Here is a 20,856-nt window from a genome sequence, read left to right on the forward strand (position 1 = left end):
GGGTGAAGGCAGGGCGGCGACCGACGGAGGTCGAGCCCGTCGAGACCCGGCGGGTGGAGCAGGGCGGTTTCCCCGGTGGTCGAGCCCGTCGAGACCCGGCGAGGTCGGTGCGGCGGTGGTCTCGACGAGCTCGACCGGCGTGTGGTGGCGGTCGGTTCGTCCGCTTCCGGCCCGGTATTCGTCCACAGTTGAGGGGTTGGGGAGGGTCTCCACGATCGAACTGGCGTTCGAAGACGTGTCGGTGGTGGCGCCTAGTGTCTGGGTATGTCGATCCGGCCGCTGCACCCCACGCACCCGGTGCTGGCGTGCACGGAGGCGATCGGCAAGGAGCTCGACCGGGTCGCGCAGGTGGACCCGGCCTACATGCGGACCGAGGACCAGGCGGCCGCACTGGTCGAGCTGACCGCGCTGGCCTCGCGGGTGGAGGAGCTGAAGCTGCGCGTGCTCGCGACCGCCGATGAGGTCGCGCTCGACTCCGGGGCCCGGTCGGCGGCGGCGTGGTTGGCCAATGCGACCCGGACCGACGCCGGGCCGGCGCTGGGGGCGGCCCGGCTGGCCGAGGCGGTGACCGGCCGCTGGGGCCGGGTGGGGCAGGGGCTGGCGTCGGGGGCGGTGAATCCGGCCCAGGCCCGGGTGCTGGTCACGTCGCTCGACGACCTGCCGGCCGACCTCGACCCCGACGTCGTCGCGAAGGCGGAGGAGTACCTCGTCGGCCAGGCCGCCCACTTCGCGCCCAAGCAGCTGCGGGTGCTCGGTGCGAAGGTGCTCGAGGTCGTCGCGCCCGAGGCCGCCGAGGCTGCCGAGCGGGACGCGCTGGAGCGGGCCGAGGCGCACGCCCGGCGCCGCACCAGCCTGACGTTCCGGCGACAGGGCGACGGCACCACCGAGATCCACGCCCGCGTCAGCGACGCCGTGGCCAGCCGGCTCCGGACCTACCTGGACGCCTACTCCAGCCCACGCCAAGCAAGCGGCGACGAGAAGGTCCCGCGCGACCGGCTGCTCGGCGAAGCGTTCGCCGCGCTGCTCGAGCACCTCGACCCCGCGAGGCTGCCCCGGCACGGCGGCCGCGCCACCACCGTCGTGGTGACGATCGACCTCGAGCAGCTCCGCACCCGGCTCGGCGCGGCCGGGCTCGGGACCGGCGACCTCGTGAGCGCGTCGGAGGCGATGCGGCTGGCCTGCACCGCGGACCTGGTCCCGATGGTGCTCGGCGGCAGGGGCGAGATCCTCCACCAGGGCCGCGCCAAGCGGCTGTTCACCGACGCCCAACGCCTCGCGATGGCGGTGCGCGACAAGACCTGCCGCGCGGCCGGCTGCACCATCCCCGCGACCTGGTCCGAGGCGCACCACAAGCACGAGTGGGCCCTGGGCGGCCGGACCGACCTCGACGACGGGGTCAGCCTCTGCTCGTGGCACCACCACCGCGCCCACGACCCGGCGTACACGGTCGAGTTCCACGCCTCGGGCGACGTCCGCTTCCACCGACGCAGGTGAGCGGCTTCGGCACCCCTAGGCTCGAACAATGGGGCACGGACACGGACACGGGCACTCGCACTCCCACGCCGCAGGCAGGGCAGCCGACCGCGGCCGGCTGCGGCTCGTGCTGGCCATCACCGGCTCGGTGCTCGTCCTCGAGCTGGTCGGCGCCTGGCTGACGGGGTCGCTGGCGCTGCTGGCCGACGCCGGCCACATGGCGACCGACACCGCGGCGATCGTGCTCGCGCTCGGGGCGTCGTACGTCGCGGCGCGGCCCGCCGGACCCCGCTCGACCTTCGGCTGGCACCGTGCGGAGATCCTCGCCGCCGCGGTCAACGCGCTGGTGCTGCTGGTGGTGTGCGGCTACCTCCTGATCGAGGGTGTGCGCCGCCTGATGGAGCCCTCGGAGGTCGAGGCCGGGCTGATGCTGGTCTTCGCGGCCGGCGGCCTCGTCGCCAACGGTGTCTCCCTCGCGGTGCTGAACCGCTCCGACACCGGCTCGCTCAACCTGCGCGGAGCCGCCACGGAGGTCTTCGCCGACCTCGTCGGCTCGGTGGTCGTGGTCGTGGCCGGCGTCGTCATCCTGACCACCGGCTTCGCGCGCGCCGACGCCGTGGCGTCCCTGGTCATCGCGGTGATGATCGCGCCGCGCGCCTGGTGGCTGCTGCGCGACGCGGCGGTCGTGCTGCTCGAGATCGCCCCACGCGACCTCGACCTCGACGACGTCCGACGCCACCTCGAGGCCATGCCCGGCGTCGTCGACGTCCACGACCTGCACGCCTGGACCATCACCAGCGGGATGCCGTCACTCTCGGCCCACGTGACCGTCACCGACGAGGAGCTCGAGCGGCGCGGGATCGGTGAGCTGCTCGACCGGCTCAGCCACTGCATCGCCGAGCACTTCGGGATCGACCACGCCACCTTCCAGGTCGAGCCGGTCAGCCACCGCGACCACGAGCACCTCGGCGAGCCGCACTAGCCCCCGACCGCGCGGGACGGCGTCAGTCCGCGCGCTCGACCTCGCTGCGCAGCTTGAGGACCTTGCCACCGTCCTCCTGCTCGATGACGTACGCCGGGTCGTCGTCGCTGCCGTTGCGGCTGATCTCCGACCCGTCGATGGTGCGGGTGACCGAGGACCGGTGGATCTCGGTGACGGTGCCGCGGGCGGTGCCGTTGCCCCAGGACCAGGTGACCTCGGTGCCTTCTCGGATGCTCATGGGTCCGTCGTACACCGCGGGTCCAAGCGGTGCGCCGGAGGCGATTGGCGGCGCTCACGGACCCACCGGTAGATTCTCACTCGCACGATGTGGTGCCGGTCACAGGAGTCCCACAGACCCCTCGGTCCCCCGTCGTGGCGTCCCAGCGACACAGGATCAGCAACGGGACCGGCCGGGCGCTCGGACCACCCTTTCCGAGGGCCCACCGGTCCCTCGTGGAGGGCATGCGGAGACCCCGCAGCGCCCCCGGCGAACCGAAGGAGTGCAGGTGACCCACGCAGGATTCGGCCCCGACCTGGCGGAGGTCTTCGGACCTTCCCAGCGCGACGGCGGCCCCGAGCTCGTCCAGCTGCTGACGCCGGAGGGAGAGCGGGTCTCGCACCCCGAGTTCTCCTTCGGTGAGGGCATGAGCGCCGAGGAGGAGGCCGAGACGGTCCGCGGGTTCTACCGCGACATGGTCCTCACCCGGCGCATCGACACCGAGGCCACCGCGCTGCAGCGCCACGGCGAGCTCGGGATCTGGGCCCAGCTGCTCGGCCAGGAGGCCGCCCAGATCGGCGCCGGCCGCGCGCTGCGGCCGCAGGACTACGTCTTCCCGACCTACCGCGAGCACGGCGTCGCCTACTGCAAGGGCGTCGACCCCCTCAACCTCCTCGGCCTGTTCCGCGGCGTCGACCAGGGCTCGTGGGACCCGGCCGACAACAACTTCGGGCTCTACACGATCGTCATCGGCGCGCAGACCCTCCACGCCACCGGCTACGCCATGGGCATGCAGCGCGACGGCGTCGTCGGCACCGGCGACCCGGAGCGCGACGCGGCCGTGATCGCCCACTTCGGCGACGGCGCCTCCTCGCAGGGCGACGTCAACGAGGCCTTCATCTTCGCCGCCTCCTACAACGCCCCGGTCGTGTTCTTCTGCCAGAACAACCAGTGGGCGATCTCCGAGCCGATCGAGCGCCAGACGCGGATCCCGCTCTACCAGCGCGCCCTCGGCTTCGGCTTCCCCGGCGTCCGCGTCGACGGCAACGACGTCCTCGCGACGTACGCCGTCACCCAGGCCGCGCTGCAGCGGGCCCGCGACGGCCAGGGCCCGACGTTCGTGGAGGCCTACACCTACCGGATGGGTGCCCACACCACGACCGACGACCCGACCCGCTACCGGCTCAGCGACGACGTCGAGCACTGGAAGCTCAAGGACCCGATTGCGCGCGTGAAGGCCTACCTCAAGCGCAACGGGCTCGCGGACGAGGACTTCTTCGGGGAGGTCCAGGAGGAGGCCAACCAGCTCGGCCACCACCTGCGCGAGGGCTGCAAGGCGCTCCCCGACCCGAAGCCGATGAGCATGTTCGACCACGTCTACAGCGAGATGACCGAGGAGCTCGCCGCCCAGCGCGACGGCTTCGCGGCGTACCTCGAGTCGTTCGAGGGGAGCCACTCCTGATGTCCAAGATCACGCTCGCGAAGGGCCTCAACATGGGCCTGCGCAAGGCCATGGAGGACGACCCGAAGGTGCTCGTCATGGGCGAGGACGTCGGCAAGCTCGGCGGCGTCTTCCGCATCACCGACGGCCTGCAGAAGGACTTCGGTGAGGACCGCGTCATCGACTCCCCGCTGGCGGAGTCCGGCATCGTCGGCACCGCGGTCGGCATGGCGCTGCGCGGCTACCGCCCCGTCGTGGAGATCCAGTTCGACGGCTTCGTCTACCCCGCCTACGACCAGATCGTCTGCCAGGTCGCCAAGATGACGTTCCGCAGCCAGGGCAAGTCGAAGATGCCGATGGTCATCCGGATCCCGTTCGGCGGCGGCATCGGCGCGGTCGAGCACCACTCGGAGTCCCCGGAGGCGCAGTTCGCGCACACCCCGGGCCTGAAGGTGGTCGCCTGCTCCAACCCGGTCGACGGCTACTGGATGATCCAGCAGGCCATCGCCCACGACGACCCGGTGATCTTCCTCGAGCCGAAGCGGCAGTACCACGCCGACAAGGCCGAGCTCGACGAGAACGCCACCCCCGACCCGCTCTTCACGTCGCGGGTGGTCCGTCAGGGCAGCGACTGCACCGTGCTGGCCTACGGCCCGCAGGTGAAGATCGCGATGATGGCCGCGGAGGCCGCCGCCGGCGAGGGCAAGTCGCTCGAGGTCATCGACCTGCGCACGCTCTCCCCGCTCGACATGGGCCCGGTCTACGACTCGGTCCGCCGCACCGGCCGCGCCGTCGTCACCCACGAGGCGCACGTCAACCTCGGCATGGGTGCCGAGGTGGCCTCGCGGATCACCGAGGAGTGCTTCTACTCCCTCGAGGCCCCGGTGCTGCGCGTCGGCGGCTTCGACACGCCGTACCCGCCGTCGCGGATCGAGGAGGACTTCCTCCCCGACCTCGACCGGATCCTGGACGCCGTCGACCGGTCCCTCGGGTACTGAGGGCGAGGAGAGGACACATGGCTGACTACAAGCTGCCCGACCCCGGCGAGGGCCTGACCGAGGCCGAGATCGTCTCCTGGAAGGTCAAGGTCGGCGACGTCGTCGAGATCAACGACATCGTCGTCGAGATCGAGACCGCGAAGTCCCTGGTGGAGCTGCCGTCCCCGTACGCCGGCACCGTCACCGCGCTGCTCGTCAAGGAGGGCGAGACCGTCGAGGTCGGGACCCCGATCATCAGCATCGGCGACCCCGATTCCGCCGAGTTGTCGCCAGTTGCCGACGACGACGGCAAGGCTTCCGAGACTGCCCAGGCAACTGGCGACAACTCGGCTTCCGACATGGAGATCGACCTCTCGAACCCGCGCGCCAGCGGCGGCGGCGAGGGCGAGAGCCTCGTGGGCCGCAACAAGGCCGACCGCGGCCCGGTCCGTCGAGCCCGCCGCGGCAGCGCATCGCCGCGCACCGAGGCCGGCGCCTCGACCCAGATGCAGGTCCAGGGCGCTTTCGCCCCGGGCGGCGCCCAGTCCGGCGAGGTCATGCCGGCCGACGAGACCCCGGTGCCCGCCACCTCCGCGCGCCCCGACTCCAGCGCCGGGTCCAACGGTGCGGCGCCGGGCGACGTGCGGGTGCTGGCCAAGCCGCCGGTGCGCAAGCTCGCCAAGGACCTCGGCGTCGACCTGACCACGCTGACCCCGTCCGGACCGCACGGCACCGTGACGCGGGAGGACGTGCAGGCCGCAGTCTCCGGGGCCGGTGCAGGGGTCTCGACGGGCTCGACCACCGGTGGTGCGGCCGCGGCCCCGTCGCGGCCGGCCGGCGAGCGGGAGACCCGCGAGCCGATCAAGGGCGTGCGGAAGATGATGGCCCAGGCGATGAGCCAGTCGGCCTTCACCAGCCCCCACGTCACCGAGTGGATCACCGTCGACGCCACGGCGACGATGGAGCTCGTCGAGCGGCTCAAGCAGCGGCGCGAGCTCAGGGACGTCAAGGTCTCCCCGCTGCTCGTGCTCGCCCGCGCGGCGATCCTCGCGATGCGGCGTACGCCCGAGATCAACTCGTTCTGGGACGAGCAGGCCCAGGAGGTCGTCTACAAGAGCTACGTCAACCTCGGCATCGCCGCGGCCACCCCGCGCGGGCTGGTCGTGCCGAACGTCAAGGAGGCGCAGGACCTGTCGCTCGTCGAGCTGGCCCAGCAGCTCAACCAGCTCACCGCCACCGCCCGCGACGGGAAGACGCAGCCGGCGGAGATGAGCGGCGGCACGTTCACCATCACCAACGTGGGCGTGTTCGGGGTCGACGCCGGGACACCGATCATCAACCCCGGCGAGTCCGCGATCCTCTGCTTCGGCGCCGTCCGCAAGCAGCCGTGGGTCGTCACCGAAGGCGGCGTGGACAAGATCGTGCCGCGCCACATCACCACGCTGGCGCTGTCGTTCGACCACCGCCACATCGACGGCGAGAAGGGCTCGCGCTTCCTCGCCGACGTGGCCGGGATCCTGGAGGACCCCGCCTCGGCGCTGCTCTTCTGAGACGGCTGAGGACGACAGCCCGAGGTATCCACCGCCGACCCGCCCGAAAGCTTCGGGCGGGTCGGCGCATTTGGTAGGACGGGCGGTGTGACGGACACGGGGGACGTGCCGGGGCTCGAGCCCGGGCAGATGATCGGGCCCTACCGCGTCGTGCGCACGATCGGCGCCGGCGGGATGGGCGTCGTGCTCGAGGCGTACGACGTCGCGCTCGACCGCCGCGTCGCTCTCAAGGTCATCTCGCCCCACCTCGCCCACGATCGCGACTTCCGCGACCGCTTCCAGCGCGAGGCGCAGGCGATGGCCTCGCTCGACTCGGGCCACGTCGTGCACGTCTACGCCCACGGCGAGGTCGACGGCCGGCTCTACCTCGCCACCCAGCTCGTGTCCGACGGCGACCTCGGCGCACTGCTCGAGTCGGTCGGGCCGCAGCCGGTGCGGGTCGCCCTGGAGCTGGTCGCCCAGGTCGCCTCCGGGCTCGCCGACGCCCACGAGGCCGGGCTGGCGCACCGCGACATCAAGCCGTCCAACGTGCTGCTACGGCGCCGGCCGCACGGGCTGCACGCCTACCTCGGCGACTTCGGCCTGGCCCGGCCGGTCGACGGCGACCCCGACCGGACCCGGACCCGCTACGCCGCGGGGACGCCGGCGTACATGGCTCCGGAGCTGCACACCGGGGGCCGGGCCGGGGTGGCGTCCGACCTCTACTCCGTCGGCTGCCTGCTGTGGACCACGCTGACCGGGCGGCCGCCCTACCCCGGCGGGACCGACTTCGAGGTCGTCAGCGCCCACGTAGGCCGGCCCGTGCCGCAGCTCCCCGGCAGCTCGCCGCTCGTCGCCGAGGTCAACCGGCTGCTCCGCGCCACGATGTCCAAGGACCCGGCCGCGCGGCCGGAGTCGGCGGCCGCGCTGGCGGCCGACCTGCGCCGCGCACCGGCGCTGTCGGACGAGCCGGCGGACGGCCGCGACGAGCCGCGGTTGCTGCCGGGTCGGGGCTCCCGGGCCGCTGCCGTGAGCCGTCCGGTGGCCGCGGCCGTCGGCGCGGCCGCCCTGCTGGCGGCACTCGCGGTGGTCGGCGCCGGGCTGGTGCTCGACGACCGGGCCGGCCCGGGGCCGACCGGGCCGTCGGGCTCCATCAGGTCGGACGGTGCCGTGAGGTCGGACGGTGCCGACGACGGGGCCGGCTCGGGCTCCCCGCCGAGGGGCGGGTCGGGCGGGCACGCGCCGACAGGACCGGCGGCGACGGAGGCGGCGCAGGCGTCACTGACCCGCGCGCTGGAGGACGAGGGCCTGCTGACGGGCGACCAGGCCCGTTGCACCGCGCGCGAGTGGCTGCGCGGCGCCGGCCTGGCGGCGATGCTCGACGCGGGGTTCTTCGACGAGGACCTCGGGTTCGTCGACCAGTCACCGCAGGCGATGACGCCCGCGATCGAGCGGGCCGCGACGGCGGCGGCCCGGATCTGCTCGTGAGCTAGAGGTAGCGCGCCGCGCGGGCCGACGGCGACCCGGGACCGGCGGCGAGCAGCCGGGCCAGCTCGTGCTCGAGCACCGCGCCCACCCGCTGGCAGAACGCCTCGGGCTCGTCCGCGGCGTCGGGCTTCTCCGGCACGATCCGGTCGACGATGCCGCGGGCATGCAGGTCGAGGGCACGCACCTGCTGGGCCCGGGCCATCTCCGGGGCGTGGTCGGTGTCGCGGTGCACGATCGCCGACGCGCCCTCCGGCGGGAGCGGCGACAGCCAGGCGTGCTGGGCTGCGACGACCCGGTCGGCGGGCAGCAGTGCCAGCGCACCACCGCCGTTGCCCTCGCCGAGCATGAGGCAGAGCGTCGGGGCGTCCAGGGTGACCAGGTCCTGCAGCGACCGGGCGATCTCCCCGGCGAGCCCGCCGTTCTCGGCCTCGGGGGAGAGCGCGGCGCCCTGCGTGTCGATGACGGTGACCAGCGGCAGGCCCAGCTCGGACGCGAGCCGCATGCCGCGGCGGGCCTCGCGCAGCGCCTCCGGACCCATCGGGTGGTCCTTGGTCTGGCCGCGGCGGTCCTGGCCGAGGAACACGCAGGGTGCCTCGCCGAACTTCACCAGCGCGATGAGCAGGCCCGGGTCGGCCTCGCCGGACCCGGTGCCGTTGAGCGGCACCACGCTGCTCGCGGCGTACCGCAGCAGCCGTCGTACGCCGGGCCGGTCGAGCCGTCGGGAGCGGGTGACGGCGTCCCAGGTGTCGACGTCGGGGACCGGCTCGTCCAGCGGCGCGGGCCCGACGGGTACGCCGTGGCGCGGCGCCAGCAGCACGTCGAGCGCGCGGTCGAGCACGTCCGCGATCTCGTGGGGCGCGAGGACGGCGTCGACGATGCCGTGGGCGTGGAGGTTCTCCGAGGTCTGCACGCCCTCGGGGAACGGCTTGCCGTAGAGCGCCTCGTAGACCCGGGGGCCGAGGAAGCCGACGAGCGCGCCGGGCTCGGCGACGGTCACGTGGCCGAGCGAGCCCCACGATGCCATCACGCCGCCGGTGGTGGGGTGGCGCAGGTAGACGAGGTAGGGCAGCCCGGCCGCCTTGTGGGCCGCGACCGCCTCGCTGATCCGCACCATCTGCACGAAGGCGGGAGTGCCCTCCTGCATGCGGGTACCGCCGCTGACCGGGGCCGCGAGCAGCGGCAGCCCCTCACGGGTGGCGCGGGTGATCGCCGTGACCAGCCGGTCCGCGGCGGCCCGGCCGATCGATCCGGCGAGGAAGCGGAACTCGCCGATCAGCACCGCGACCCGCCGGCCGTGCATCCGGCCCTCGCCGGTGAGGACCGACTCGTCGACGCCCGACTTCTCCTCGGCGGCGGCGAGCTCGGCGGCGTACTCGTCGCTGATCCCGGTGCGGTCCGGCGGGGAGTCCCAGGAGGTCCAGGAGCCCTCGTCGAGGACGAGGTCGATGAGCTCGTGCGCGGAGAGGCGGGCCATCGCCGCAGGCTAGTGCACCCCATCGGCGACGACCGCACGAGTCACCACGTCGGCCAGCACGGCATGGGCCTCGGCGACCGAGACCTCCGCGGGGCGGGCCACGAGGCCGAGGCAGAGGCCGTCCACGAGGGCGAGGCAGGTGGTGGTGTGCTGCTCCCGGCTGCCGGGCTGGAGTCGGGACTCCGAGTCGAGGACCGCCAGCCATCCGTCGACACGAGTCCGCGCGTGGCCGGCCAGGCTGCTCAGGAGCCGGCCGCCCGCGTCGGTGCGTGCCGGGCCGACGGCGGCGGCGTAGAGGCCGACCCACCCGTCCAGACGGTGCCGGTCGCGCTCGTGCTCGGGGAGGAACTGCGCGAGGCACTCGACCAGTCGGCGGGCGGCGCCGACCCGGCGGTCTCGAATCCGGCGGTCGCTGAGCTGGGAGTCGAACGACCGGCCGACCACGGCGTCGTACAACGCCTGCTGGGTCGGGAAGTAGTGACGCAGGGTGCTCGCACCGATCGCTGCGCGCTCCGCCACGTTGCGAACTGTCATCGCCGACAGACCTGACTCGTTGGCGATTCCCTGGGCGGCTATGAGGATCTGCTCGCGCCGGTCGATCATCCGCAATCTCCTAGCACGGTGTGCTAGCACAGTGTGCTAACTTGGCTGTTGGTACAGCGTACTAGTCGGAACGCTGCAGTGCTGAGGGGGAAGCATGATCGAGGACCTGCAGGAACTGATGCGCGCTCTGCCGGAGGTGCTGCAGTGGCTCGGGGTGATGGTGGCCGGTGCCGTGCCCTTCGTCGAGTCCTACTTCGGATCCGTGATCGGCATCGTGGCCGGCGTGGACCCGGTGGTGGCCGTCGCCGCAGCGATCACCGGCAACGCGCTCTCCATGCTCGTCCTCGTGCTGGGTGCCGGCTCCGTCCGCCGACGTGTGCGGGGGGAGCGGCCGGCGCCGTCCGGGCGGAGGGCGAGGCTGAAGCGCGCGTTCGACCGGTACGGCGTGGCCGGCGTCAGCCTGCTCGGACAGAGCGTGTTGCCGAGCCAGATCACCTCGATGGCGATGGTCTCCTTCGGCGCCTCGGTCAGGGCCGTGGTGCTCTGGCAGTCGGTGTCGATCGTCCTGTGGGGCGTCGCCTTCGGGACTGCCGCCGCCCTCGGCGTGGACCTGCTCTCAGGAGGCTGAGCCGGACGATCCGTTCTGCGCGTGCCACGCCGCCAGCACGGCGGCCTCGTCGTCGCGGCCGATCCCGGTCGTCGCGGCGTCGGGGGTGGCGCGTAGCCAGGCGAGGGTGTCGCGGGCGGTCTCGGCGAGGGGCCGGGTGCGCAGCCCGGCGTCGTGGGCCGCGGTGACGTCGTGCGCCATCAGCCCGGCGTACTCGGGGAGCGGCAGCCACACCGGCAGCGACCGGTCGCCCATCCACGGCCGGACGTCCTGCTCGAGCAGGAACTCCTGAGGCACCCAGGTGAGGCTGGGATCGGCCCCGACGCCCTCGGCGACCTGCGCCAGGAAGTCGCCGCGCGGCAGGGCGCGCGACGTCGCGACGAAGGTGCCGGTGGTCCGCTTCTCGGCGAGGTCGACCAGCCAGGCGGCGAGGTCGCGCACGTCGACCACCTGCACCGGGTCGTCCGGGGTCCCGGGCGCGAGCACCACGCCACCGTCGGCGAGCCGGGTCGGCCAGTAGCTGAACCGGCCGGTGGGGTCCTCCGGCCCGACGATCAGGCCGGGCCGCACGACGGTGGCCGACGCGGCTCCCTCGAGCACGGCCTGCTCGCAGGCGACCTTCATCCCGCCATAGGTGGTGGGGGTCGAGAACGGGTCCTCGTCGGTGCGGACCAGGTCGAGCAGCGGCAGCGTCTCCGGCGTCCCGCCCGGGACGGAGGCTTCGGCGTACACGCTGATGGTTGAGACGTAGACCCAGTGGACGTCGGGCAGTGCCGCCACGGCGCTGCGGACGTACGACGGCCGGGTGGCGACGTCGACCACCGCGTCCACGCCGCCGGCCAGCCCGGCGGGCGGGGCCTCGGCGCGGTCCCACGCCAGGTGGGTGGCGCCGTGCGGCACCGCGCCGGAGACCCCGCGGCAGGCGCAGGTGACGTCGTGGCCGCGCCCCACCGCCTCGACGGCGACGGCGCGGGAGAGGAACCGGGTCCCGCCGAGCACGAGCAGCTTCATGCGGCCACTCAAGCAGCCGAGGTGGTCCCGACGGGCTCGACCGACGTGAAATCGCTGTCGGCGTAACCGTCAGGGCGTGAACGGTGGCGAGGTCTCGCCGAGGAGCCAGGCCTCGAAGAGCGGGGCGAGGTCCTCGCCCGACTGCTCGGACCACCACGAGACGGCCTCCTCGTAGGAGACGTGCCCGTCGTCGTCGGCCCGCGGCCACTCCCGGACCAGCTCCCAGAAGAGCTCGTCGCCGATCCGGTCGCGCACCTCGTGCCACATCAGGGCGGGCAGCTGGTAGACGTTCCCCTGCCCGAAGGCCGTCGGGTCGTAGGCGGCCGGCGGGCCCGCCTCGTCGCGCGCAGCCTGGTCGGCGGCGGCCCACCACCGCAGCGTGTCCTCGAGCGGCCGGTAGCCGCGGTCGGCCTCCCAGACGGCCTGGAGGTACATCGCCATGCCCTCGTTGAGCCACATGTCGTACCAGTCGGTGGGGCCGACCTGGTTGCCCCACCACTGGTGCACCAGCTCGTGCACGACCACCTGCGGCGAGAGCGTGTAGTCGGTGTTGCCCAGCGTGATCATCGTCTGGGTCTCCATGCCGCTGCGCGAGTCGACGACCAGCACGCCGAGCGTGGAGAACGGGTAGGCCCCCAGTCGCTGCTCGACCCAGCCGAGCTCCCGGTGCGCCGCCCGGACGGCGCGCAGCGCCCGCGCGTCGCCTCGCGGCGTCCAGTAGGTCACCGGGACCCCGCTCGCAGACTCGGCCCGGGACATCCGGAAGTCGCCGAAGGCGGCGGTGACGAGGTACGCCGCCGCGGGCTCGTCGAGGTGCCACTCGGTGACGGTGGTGCCGTCGACGACCTCGCGCGACGTGAGCTCGCCGTTGGCGACCCCGGACCAGGGCGCGGGCACCCGCATCCGGAAGTCGTAGAGCGCCTTGTCGGACGGGTGGTCGTTGACGGCGTACCAGGAGTGGGCGCCGTACGGCTCCTGCATCGTCCACGTCTCGCCGTCGTCGGTGATCGTCCAGCCGAGGCGGGAGAAGTCGGAGCGGGTGGTCGGCGCGGCGACCGGCTGCGGCGTGCCGCCGTACTCGATCTCGACGGTGTAGCGCTCGTCGGCGGTGACCGACGACGCGATGACCAGCTCGTCGCCCACCTCCTCGAACGACGCCACCTCGCCGTCGACCGCCACCGACGTCGCCTCCAGCGCGGCGCCGAAGTCGAGACGGAACTCGTCGGCGTCGCGGGTCGCGCGGAACACCAGCGTCTGGACCGCGTCGAGGGTGCGCGAGTCCGGCGACCAGCCGAGGTCGAGGCCGTAGTGGAGGGCGTCCACGCCGGGCTGGCCCACCTCGGGGTAGACCGGGTCGCGCACCGGCTCGCTGAGGGCCACGTCGAGGTCGACGGCGTCGGAGACGCCGACCCCCGCCGCGTCCGCCACCTGCCCGTCATCGACCCGCCCGGTGGCGGGCTCGCCCTCCGGGGCCTCGGCGCCGCCCGTGCAGGCGGCGAGCAGCAGCGCCGCCGCGGCCAGGCCAGCCGGGGCAAGGGCCAGCGCAGCCGGCGTGCGGGGGAGGGTCACGCGACGACGCTAGCCGTCTCCTCGCAGCAGCGGGCGGGCGAGGCGGCGGCCGTGGTGGATCTGCGCCTTCACCGTGCCGAGCGGCAGGTCCAGATGGCGGGCGATGTCGTCGTACGGGAGCTCGTAGACGTCGCGCAGCAGCAGCGGCTCGACGTACTGCGGGTGGTCCCGCTCGAGCGTCTCCATCGCCTCGAGCAGGTCGAGGCGGGTGCCGGCGATGACGCTCGTGGTGCGGGGGTCGGGCCGCTCGTGCCACGCCAGGTGCTCGGGGTCGGTGGCGACGGCCTGGTTCCGCATCCGTCGGTACGTCGACCGGGCGGCGTTGACGGCCACGACGTGCAGCCACGTCGTGAACCGGCCGCGGCCGTGCCAGGTGCCGACCTTGCCGGCGACCTTGAGCAGCGCCTCCTGGCAGGCGTCCTCGGCGTCGCCGCTGTAGGGCAGCACGCCGCGGCACACCTGCAGCACCCGCGGCCGGATCGCCGCGAGCAGCCGCTCGAGCGCCTCGCGGTCGCCGTCGCCGGCCCGCCGCGCGAGCTCGTCGATCTCGTCGGGACCCAGCGCCCGCTCCTGAGCCTGTCCGGTGTCCATGGCTCACCCCCTGCCTTCCAGACGCCGGCATCCTTCCCCAGCCCCCGCGGGTGAGCGCAAGGGCTGGGGAGGGAGTGGGACCGACTCGTGACCTACTTGACCTCGGAGCGCAGCAGGATCCGCAGCCCGACGGCCAGCGGCAGCACGAGCCACAGCGCGCCGCTCGCTGCGATCTGCTGCCACTGCTCGGCGGAGGGCAGGCCCTCGAAGAGCGCGCCCTGGGCGTACCTGAAGTCCACCCACGGCTGCAGGTCCCTGAACCACTCCTGGTTGAAGGCGAGCACCCCGGAGATCGGCGGCAGCACGAGGGAGTAGACGAAGTAGGCCACGATCGCCCCCGCCGAGCCGCGGACGACGACACCGAGCATGAAGCCGACCATCAGGCCGAGCACGTTGCCGACCACGATCATCGAGAGGTCGGCAGCACTCGAGTTCCAGACCGGGTCGGTGCCGGCGAGCGCCGTGCCGGCGACGTTGCCGGCCGCCCCGACCACCATGGCCACCAGCATCGAGACGACGCCGACTCCCACGGCGACGACCCCTTTGGCGAGGATCGTCCGGCCGCGGTGGGGCACGAGCGTGAACGTCGTCAGGCCGTTGCGCTGGCTCCACTCGGCGGTGACGGAGAGGATCGCGATCATCGGCAGGATGACCGCCATCGGGAAGCCGACCGCGGTCGAGAAGGTCGCGTACGTCAGCTCCGACTCCGGCGCCCACAGGATCACCGCGCCCGTGGCGAGCACCGACACGATGCCGATGCTGGCGAGCAGCCAGAAGCCGGCGCGGGTGTCGAAGCTCTTGCGGGCCTCGACCGCTACCAGCCGGGTCAGTGGGATCCGCTGCGCCGCGGGGCGGCCGGTGGCGGCCCGGGTCGGCGCCGGGCCGGCAGGGCTGCCCGGGACGGCGGTGCTGTCGCTGGTGGCAGTGGTGGTCATGCGACCGCTCCTTCGCGCTGGGTGTCGGCAGTGAGGTCGAGGAACATCTCCTCCAGCCCGGCCCCGTCGGCCGGCCGGAGCTCGCGCAGCGGGACGCCAGCGCCGAGGGCGATCGCGCCCACCAGGTCGGGGTCGGCGTCGGTGCGCAGCGCGTCGTCGCCGGTGACCGTGTGGTCCACACCGGCGGCGGTCAGCGCGCCGGCCAGCGCGGCGAGCTCGCCGGAGCGGACCAGGGTGCCGGCGGCGGCCAGCAGCTCGTCCTTGGTGCCCCGGGCGACGATCCGGCCGCGGCCGATCACCACGAGGTCATCGGCGATCACCTCGATCTCGTGGAGCAGGTGCGAGGAGAGCAGCACGGTGGCCCCCTGGTCGGCATACGAGCGCAGCAGGTCGCGCATCCACCGGATGCCGGCCGGGTCGAGGCCGTTCGCGGGCTCGTCGAGGACCAGCACCTCCGGCTCCCCGAGGAGCGCGGTCGCGATGCCGAGCCGCTGCCGCATGCCGAGGGAGTAGTGGCGCACCCGCCGTCCCGCCTCGGCCTCGGTGAGGCTCACGAGGTCGAGCATCTCGTCGACGCGGCGCCGGGGCAGGCCCATGGTCGCCGCGGCCACGCCGAGCACCTCCCGGCCGGTGCGGCCGGCGTGCTGGGCGGACGCGTCGAGCAGCACCCCCACCTCGAGGCCGGGGTTGGGGAGGTCGGCGAACCGGCGACCGAGCACCTCGGCGGTGCCCGTGGTCGGCGGGGTGAGCCCGACGAGGACACGGAGGGTCGTGGACTTGCCGGCGCCGTTGGGGCCGAGGAAACCGGTGACCCGGCCCGGCCGGGCGTCGAAGCTGACGTCGTCGACGGCCGTGAAGGCGCCGTACTTCCTGGTGAGCGACTCGATCCTGATCATGCGCCCCAGCCTCGGGCGCGGAACGCCCCCGCCACATCGGGGACGACTCCCGGGCGCACCCCGGTCCCGACCCCTGAGGTCTCTCGGGGTTCCACCCCCGGGACGGGTGTGGATAATCCGGACCGTGTCCATGCGATCGGGGTCATCGGGGCCCTCCCGCCTCGGCCGCTACGCGGTCCGCCGCCGGATCGGCTCGGGTGCCTTCGCCACCGTCTGGCTGGCCTACGACGAGCAGCTCGACTCCCCGGTCGCGGTGAAGGTGCTCGCGGACAACTGGACCGAGGACCACCACGTGCGGCGACGGTTCCTCGAGGAGGGGCGCTTCCTGCGCCGGGTGGAGTCGCCCCACGTCGTCACCGTCCACGACGCGGGCACCCTCGACGACGGCCGGCCCTACCTCGTCATGTCGTACGCCGACCAGGGCACGCTCGCGGACCGGCTCGAGCTCCACGGGCTGACCGTGGCCCAGGCGCTGCAGGTGGTCGAGCAGGTGGGCGCGGGGCTGCAGGCGCTGCACGACCGCGACGTGCTGCACCGCGACGTGAAGCCGGCGAACGTGCTGTTCCGGTCGGTCGAGCGGGACGGCGGCGCCGAGGTCCGCGCCATGCTGGGCGACCTCGGGCTCGGCAAGGCGCTCGACGTCTCGTCGCGGCTGACCATGATCGCCGGGACGCCGTCCTTTGTGGCGCCGGAGCAGGCCCGCGGTGACGCCCTCGACGCGCGCGCCGACCAGTACTCCCTCGGAGCGCTGGCCTTCCTGCTCCTGTCCGGCAGGGCGCCGTTCGCCCACACCTCGCTCGGTGCCGCTGGGTCCCCGGGCGCGCCGCCGCCGCTGGGCACACCGGACCGCCCGTTCGACGACGACGTCGACGCGGTGGTGAGGCGTGCCCTTGCGCCGGACCGCGAGGACCGGTGGCCGGACGTGGCGGCGTTCGTGTCGGCCCTCGGCCAGGCGCTGGGTCCCGTGCTGGGCCAGGCGCCGGGGGAGTCGCCGGGTGGCGCGCCACGGGACGGCGGGACGGATCGCTGGCTGCCCGTCGACTCCGGGCTCACCCAGCCGGGGCGACGGCCCACGTCGCTCACCGACCACGCCCCATCCGGGAGCCAGGAGGTCGGTCCCGGGCCGGTGCCGGACCCCGGCGCCGGGCGCCGCCGCGTCGTGCTGACCGCGGTCGGCGTCCTTGCCCTCGTCGCCGGGACCGCCGCAGGTGTCTGGCTGCACCGCGGCGACGCCGTCGTGAGCGTGTCGGACTCGACCGCCTCGCTCGAGGTGACCGTGCCGCGCGCCTGGACCGCAGTGAGCGCGGTCGGGCAGTGGACCCCGCCCGACCAGGAGCTCGCCCTGCCCGCCCTGTCGCTCGGGACGGCGCCGGGCTGGAACCGGTCGGGCAGCGCCGCGGAGGGGGTCTTCGTCGGTGTCGTGGCGGGCGACGACATGCCCGAGCAGCTGCCGGGCCATGCCGAGTGCGACGAGGTCCTCGACCCCGTGGGCGACGTCGCCGGCCAGGACCCGCTCCTGACCCAGGTGGCCACCGGCTGCCCCGGGGTCGTCGTCGAGCGGGTGCGTCAGGTGGCGCAGGACCGCTACCTGTGGGTGCAGGTGCGCAGCGCGGACCGGGCCACCGCCTACGACGTGCTGGAGACCGTCGCCGCGCCCGGATACTGACCTCCGGCAGCTATCGGGCCGGCCTCACCCGGAGGCGGGCGGGGCGGGCCGCGGTCGCTGGCGCCGGATGTCGGTCGCCATCCGCGCGACCAGGGCCTCGAGCCCCGGCTGGTCGATCAGCCGCCCCTCGGCGGCGATCTCCACGTCGGCGTTGGTGCCGTCGAAGCCCACCCAGCGGATGATCTGGAGCTTGCGGTAGCCCGACAGGATGTAGCTCGCGATGAGCGTGTCGCCCGACTGCTGCAGCACCTCGAGGTCGGAGACCCGCGGGTCCAGCGGGAGCGCGGCGGCGCGCTCCGCGACGGCCTGCGCCAGCGACCGGTTCCGGTCGACGACCTGGACCCGCACGGAGTAGCCGCCGTCGGGATTGCCGGGCGCGGACCAGCGGGTCCCCAGCCCGTCGCCCAGGTCCGTGCGGGGCCAGTCGGCCGGCACCGGGAGCTCGATGCCCCCGGTGCGCGGGGTGCCCATCCGGGCCGTCGACATCTCGAGGTCGGTGCCGACCGGTGGCAGGTCGGCATCGGGGTTGACCTCCTTCTCGGGCGGGGTCCACGGCACGGCCGGGTCGGCGGCAGCCACCGGGAGTGGCGTCGCGTCGGCCAGGTCGGGCCCGGGCCGGGTCGCGTCCCACGCGTAGCCGGCAATGCCCCCGACGAGCCCGAGGGCGACGACGACCCCGAGGTCCCTCGCGCGCAGCATGGCGTCACGCTAACCGGCCGCGTCGGCGACGGCGGCACACCGCCGCCCGGACTTGCACGCGTGGCCTGCGTCACGCTTACCTGACGCCATGAGCACTGACCTGTTCACCACCCACCGCGACCGTCTCGACGCCGCCACCCGGGCGATCGCGATCCGCGAGTTCTTCTCCGCCTTCGACGAGTCGCCCTCCCCGCGCGTGTACGGCGAGACCGCCGCCGCGCAGGGCCAGGCGGCGTACGAGGCCTGGCTCGGCACCGACTTCCCGGTCGAGACGCCTGGCAGCGAGGGCACCGTCGCCACCGAGCGGTCGCCGTTCGGCATCGACCTCGGGGTGCGCTACCCGCGGGTGCCGGCGACGGACGCCGCGGTCGACGCGCTGCTGCAGGCGGCCCGGTCGGGCATGCGGGAGTGGCGCGACGCGGGCCCCGACGGCCGGACCGGCGTCTGCCTCGAGGTCCTGGACCGGCTGCACGGCCGGGTCTTCGAGCTCGCCAACGCGGTGCAGCACACCAGCGGCCAGGCGTTCGTGATGGCGTTCCAGGCCGGCGGCGCGCACGCGCTCGACCGCGCGCTCGAGGCCATCGCCTACGCCCACGTCGAGATGACCCGGACCCCCGCCACGGCGGTGTGGGAGAAGCCCGGGAAGCACCCGCTGAAGATGGAGAAGACGTTCACGGTGGTGCCGCGCGGCGTCGCGCTGGTCATCGGTTGCAACACCTTCCCGACCTGGAACTCCTGGCCCGGGCTCTTCGCCTCGCTGGTCACCGGCAACCCGGTCGTCGTCAAGCCGCACCCGGGTGCCGTGCTGCCGCTCGCCATCACCGTCCAGGTGTGCCGCGAGGTGCTCGCCGAGGCGGGCTTCGACCCCGACCTCGTCACCCTCGCCGCCGAGGACCCGTCCGACCGGCTGGCCGCGAAGCTCGCCACCCGGGCCGAGGTGAAGCTGATCGACTTCACCGGCGGCAACGCCTTCGGCGACTGGCTCGAGGAGAACGCCCGCCAGGCCGTGGTCTTCACCGAGAAGGCCGGCGTCAACACCGTCGTCGTCGACTCCACCGACAGCTTCAGGGGCATGTGCCAGAACCTCGCGTTCTCGTTCGCCCTCTACACCGGCCAGATGTGCACCGCGCCGCAGAACGTCTACCTCCCCGAGGACGGCATCGAGACCGACGAGGGCCGCAAGTCGGTCGCCGAGGTCGCCCAGGGCATCGGAGCGGCGCTCGACAGGCTGCTCGGTGACGACGCCCGTGCGGTCGAGCTGCTCGGCGGCGTGGTCAACCAGGGCGTGCTCGACCGGCTCGAGAGCGTCGGCGAGCGCGGCGAGGTGCTGGTGCCGAGTCGTGCGGTGACCCACCCGACGTTCCCCGACGCGACCGTCCGCACGCCCACCCTGGTCGGGCTCACCGCCAAGGACGCCGACGTCTACGAGTCGGAGTGCTTCGGCCCGGTCGCCTACCTCATCGCCACCTCCGGCACCGACGAGTCGGTGGCGCTGCTCCGCGACACCGTCCGCCGCCACGGCGCGATGACCGCCTCTGTCTACGCGACCGACGAGCAGGTGCTCGAGGAGGTCCGCGAGGCCGCCCTCGACGCCGGCGTCGCGCTGTCGGAGAACCTCACGGGCGGGGTCTTCGTGAACCAGTCGGCGGCGTTCTCCGACTTCCACGGGACCGGCGCCAACCCGGCCGCCAACGCGTCGTACACCGACGGTGCCTACGTCGCCTCGCGCTTCCGGGTGGTGCAGTCACGCCGCCACGTCTGAGCGCCGACTCGGACTCGTCGTCGCCCGGCCGTCGTTGCCGACGGCCGGGCCCACGTCGCGCGTGCTCCAGAGGGTCCAGGCCACGAAGAGGAGCTGCAGCGGAAGCCTGAACCAGGACGACGCCCCCGGCATGCCGTCGACCTCGACGTCGGCGACCGCCACGTAGACGTTCGCCGGGAAGACCAGCACGAGGTACGCCGCCAGCAGCACCCCGGCTCGACGGCGGCCCGGCTGACGGCGGAGCAGGGCGGCGCCCAGCACGATCTCGAGGACTCCGGTCGCGAGGACGAGCTCCTCGCGCACCGGAACCCACGGCGGCAGGTGCTGGACGAACGGGGCGGGCATGAGCAGGTGGGAGAGGCCGGCGAAGCCCATGGCGACGGCCATGCCCCAGCAGGCCGCCAGGCGCAGCGAGGGCCTGCCCCGCGCGGTGAGGAGGCCGGCCGCGGCTGCGGTGGTGGCGAGCAGGACGAGCAGCAGGATCACGGGACGTTCCTTCGTGTCGGGATGCGGGTTCGTGAGGGGGTGGGGCTCTGCGTCAGCGGGTGGTCAGCAGGCCGAGGCCGAGGCTGGTGAGCGACGCCGCCAGCAGCGCGGCGCCGACCGGGACGAGCACGACCAGCCGGTTGGGGGTTGTCCGGCCCCGGCCCATCGACGCGAAGAAGAAGCCCCCTGGCATGAGGAGGGCGGCGGCCGCCACCCCGCCGCGGGACAGCCAGCCGATGAAGCCGTCCTGGCCGGTCGCGTCCACGTAGGGCTGGATCGCGAGGGCGAGCAGCAGCAGGACCGCGGCGTGCGCGTGCCCGGCCCGGGCGAACTTCTCCTGGAACGCGGTGGCCGGGCCCTTCCCGCGGGCGATCGCGAGGAGGTAGAGGCCGCCGCTCTCGACCGACACCAGCGACAGCAGCAGGATGCCGGCGAGGATCCGGCTCTCGTCGGACATAGGGACTCCTTTGGATAGTTGACTCTCCAATATTGGATAGCGAACTCTCCAAT

At 73.6% G+C, this 20,856-nt stretch carries 20 protein-coding genes; 9 read left to right on the forward strand and 11 right to left on the reverse strand.

Features of this window, described 5'->3' with window-relative positions; translation table 11 throughout:
* Positions 1-264: 264 nt before the first annotated feature.
* Both ACFP2E_RS11585 and ACFP2E_RS11590 read left to right on the forward strand, forming a co-directional pair.
* On the forward strand, positions 265-1,494 hold the full coding sequence (locus ACFP2E_RS11585; RefSeq protein ID WP_378522867.1) for a DUF222 domain-containing protein: 1,230 nt from the start codon (positions 265-267) through the stop codon (positions 1,492-1,494).
* A gap of 28 nt (positions 1,495-1,522) precedes the next feature.
* Entirely contained in the window at positions 1,523-2,455 is a 933-nt protein-coding gene (locus tag ACFP2E_RS11590; RefSeq protein ID WP_378522866.1) for a cation diffusion facilitator family transporter, read from the forward strand.
* Positions 2,456-2,477: 22 nt separating this feature from the next.
* On the opposite strand, the gene ACFP2E_RS11595 is transcribed toward ACFP2E_RS11590, so the two are convergent.
* Positions 2,478-2,693 (reverse strand): DUF2945 domain-containing protein, encoded by a 216-nt coding sequence (locus tag ACFP2E_RS11595; RefSeq protein WP_378522865.1) that lies wholly within the window; start codon positions 2,691-2,693, stop codon positions 2,478-2,480.
* Between the two features lie 268 nt (positions 2,694-2,961).
* Between ACFP2E_RS11595 and pdhA the strand changes: the two genes are divergently transcribed.
* From pdhA to ACFP2E_RS11615, 4 genes are all read left to right on the forward strand, one after another.
* Complete coding sequence (pdhA, locus tag ACFP2E_RS11600; RefSeq protein WP_378522864.1) at positions 2,962-4,134, forward strand: pyruvate dehydrogenase (acetyl-transferring) E1 component subunit alpha; 1,173 nt, start codon at positions 2,962-2,964, stop codon at positions 4,132-4,134.
* Positions 4,134-5,111 (forward strand): alpha-ketoacid dehydrogenase subunit beta, encoded by a 978-nt coding sequence (locus ACFP2E_RS11605; RefSeq protein WP_378522863.1) that lies wholly within the window; start codon positions 4,134-4,136, stop codon positions 5,109-5,111. The genes pdhA and ACFP2E_RS11605 overlap by 1 nt, the downstream gene beginning before the upstream one ends.
* 17 nt (positions 5,112-5,128) lie before the next feature.
* Entirely contained in the window at positions 5,129-6,640 is a 1,512-nt protein-coding gene (locus tag ACFP2E_RS11610) for a dihydrolipoamide acetyltransferase family protein (protein ID WP_378522862.1), read from the forward strand.
* A gap of 87 nt (positions 6,641-6,727) precedes the next feature.
* Positions 6,728-8,107: a serine/threonine-protein kinase gene (locus ACFP2E_RS11615; protein WP_378522861.1), complete on the forward strand. Its 1,380-nt coding sequence runs from the start codon at positions 6,728-6,730 to the stop codon at positions 8,105-8,107.
* 1 nt (position 8,108) lies between these two features.
* On the opposite strand, the gene ACFP2E_RS11620 is transcribed toward ACFP2E_RS11615, so the two are convergent.
* Together ACFP2E_RS11620 and ACFP2E_RS11625 are read right to left on the reverse strand one after the other, a co-directional pair.
* On the reverse strand, positions 8,109-9,581 hold the full coding sequence (locus tag ACFP2E_RS11620; RefSeq protein ID WP_378522860.1) for a carboxyl transferase domain-containing protein: 1,473 nt from the start codon (positions 9,579-9,581) through the stop codon (positions 8,109-8,111).
* Between the two features lie 9 nt (positions 9,582-9,590).
* Positions 9,591-10,184, reverse strand: a complete 594-nt coding sequence (locus tag ACFP2E_RS11625; protein ID WP_378522859.1) for a TetR/AcrR family transcriptional regulator — start codon at positions 10,182-10,184, stop codon at positions 9,591-9,593.
* A gap of 94 nt (positions 10,185-10,278) precedes the next feature.
* Here ACFP2E_RS11625 and ACFP2E_RS11630 point away from each other — a divergent pair, with 94 nt between their 5' ends.
* Positions 10,279-10,752, forward strand: a complete 474-nt coding sequence (locus ACFP2E_RS11630) for a hypothetical protein (protein ID WP_378522858.1) — start codon at positions 10,279-10,281, stop codon at positions 10,750-10,752.
* Here the strand turns inward: ACFP2E_RS11630 and ACFP2E_RS11635 are convergent.
* The 5 genes from ACFP2E_RS11635 to ACFP2E_RS11655 form a co-directional block, all read right to left on the reverse strand.
* Positions 10,741-11,742 (reverse strand): NAD-dependent epimerase/dehydratase family protein, encoded by a 1,002-nt coding sequence (locus ACFP2E_RS11635; RefSeq protein ID WP_378522857.1) that lies wholly within the window; start codon positions 11,740-11,742, stop codon positions 10,741-10,743. The genes ACFP2E_RS11630 and ACFP2E_RS11635 overlap by 12 nt on opposite strands.
* Positions 11,743-11,811: 69 nt before the next feature.
* On the reverse strand, positions 11,812-13,311 hold the full coding sequence (locus tag ACFP2E_RS11640) for a M1 family metallopeptidase (protein ID WP_378522856.1): 1,500 nt from the start codon (positions 13,309-13,311) through the stop codon (positions 11,812-11,814).
* Positions 13,312-13,320: 9 nt separating this feature from the next.
* The gene (locus ACFP2E_RS11645) at positions 13,321-13,902 is read right to left on the reverse strand and encodes an RNA polymerase sigma factor (protein WP_378522855.1); all 582 of its coding nucleotides are present in this window, start codon (positions 13,900-13,902) and stop codon (positions 13,321-13,323) included.
* A gap of 92 nt (positions 13,903-13,994) precedes the next feature.
* Entirely contained in the window at positions 13,995-14,837 is an 843-nt protein-coding gene (locus tag ACFP2E_RS11650; protein WP_378522854.1) for an ABC transporter permease, read from the reverse strand.
* Complete coding sequence (locus tag ACFP2E_RS11655) at positions 14,834-15,733, reverse strand: ABC transporter ATP-binding protein (protein ID WP_378522853.1); 900 nt, start codon at positions 15,731-15,733, stop codon at positions 14,834-14,836. Before ACFP2E_RS11655 ends, ACFP2E_RS11650 begins: the two co-directional genes overlap by 4 nt.
* Positions 15,734-15,863: 130 nt before the next feature.
* Here ACFP2E_RS11655 and ACFP2E_RS11660 point away from each other — a divergent pair, with 130 nt between their 5' ends.
* Complete coding sequence (locus ACFP2E_RS11660) at positions 15,864-17,399, forward strand: serine/threonine-protein kinase (RefSeq protein WP_378522934.1); 1,536 nt, start codon at positions 15,864-15,866, stop codon at positions 17,397-17,399.
* A 24-nt stretch (positions 17,400-17,423) separates the two neighbouring features.
* Here the strand turns inward: ACFP2E_RS11660 and ACFP2E_RS11665 are convergent, their stop codons facing one another.
* On the reverse strand, positions 17,424-18,098 hold the full coding sequence (locus tag ACFP2E_RS11665; RefSeq protein WP_378522852.1) for a hypothetical protein: 675 nt from the start codon (positions 18,096-18,098) through the stop codon (positions 17,424-17,426).
* 88 nt (positions 18,099-18,186) lie between these two features.
* Between ACFP2E_RS11665 and paaN the strand changes: the two genes are divergently transcribed.
* The gene (paaN, locus tag ACFP2E_RS11670) at positions 18,187-19,860 is read left to right on the forward strand and encodes a phenylacetic acid degradation protein PaaN (RefSeq protein WP_378522851.1); all 1,674 of its coding nucleotides are present in this window, start codon (positions 18,187-18,189) and stop codon (positions 19,858-19,860) included.
* Here the strand turns inward: paaN and ACFP2E_RS11675 are convergent.
* The gene (locus ACFP2E_RS11675) at positions 19,843-20,346 is read right to left on the reverse strand and encodes a hypothetical protein (RefSeq protein ID WP_378522850.1); all 504 of its coding nucleotides are present in this window, start codon (positions 20,344-20,346) and stop codon (positions 19,843-19,845) included. The genes paaN and ACFP2E_RS11675 overlap by 18 nt on opposite strands.
* 52 nt (positions 20,347-20,398) lie before the next feature.
* Positions 20,399-20,803, reverse strand: coding sequence for a hypothetical protein (locus ACFP2E_RS11680; RefSeq protein ID WP_378522849.1), 405 nt, complete (start codon positions 20,801-20,803; stop codon positions 20,399-20,401).
* Between the last annotated feature and the right edge of the window lie 53 nt (positions 20,804-20,856).

The sequence above is a fragment of the Nocardioides sp. GCM10027114 genome, assembly GCF_042659625.1.
Taxonomy (GTDB): domain Bacteria; phylum Actinomycetota; class Actinomycetes; order Propionibacteriales; family Nocardioidaceae; genus Nocardioides.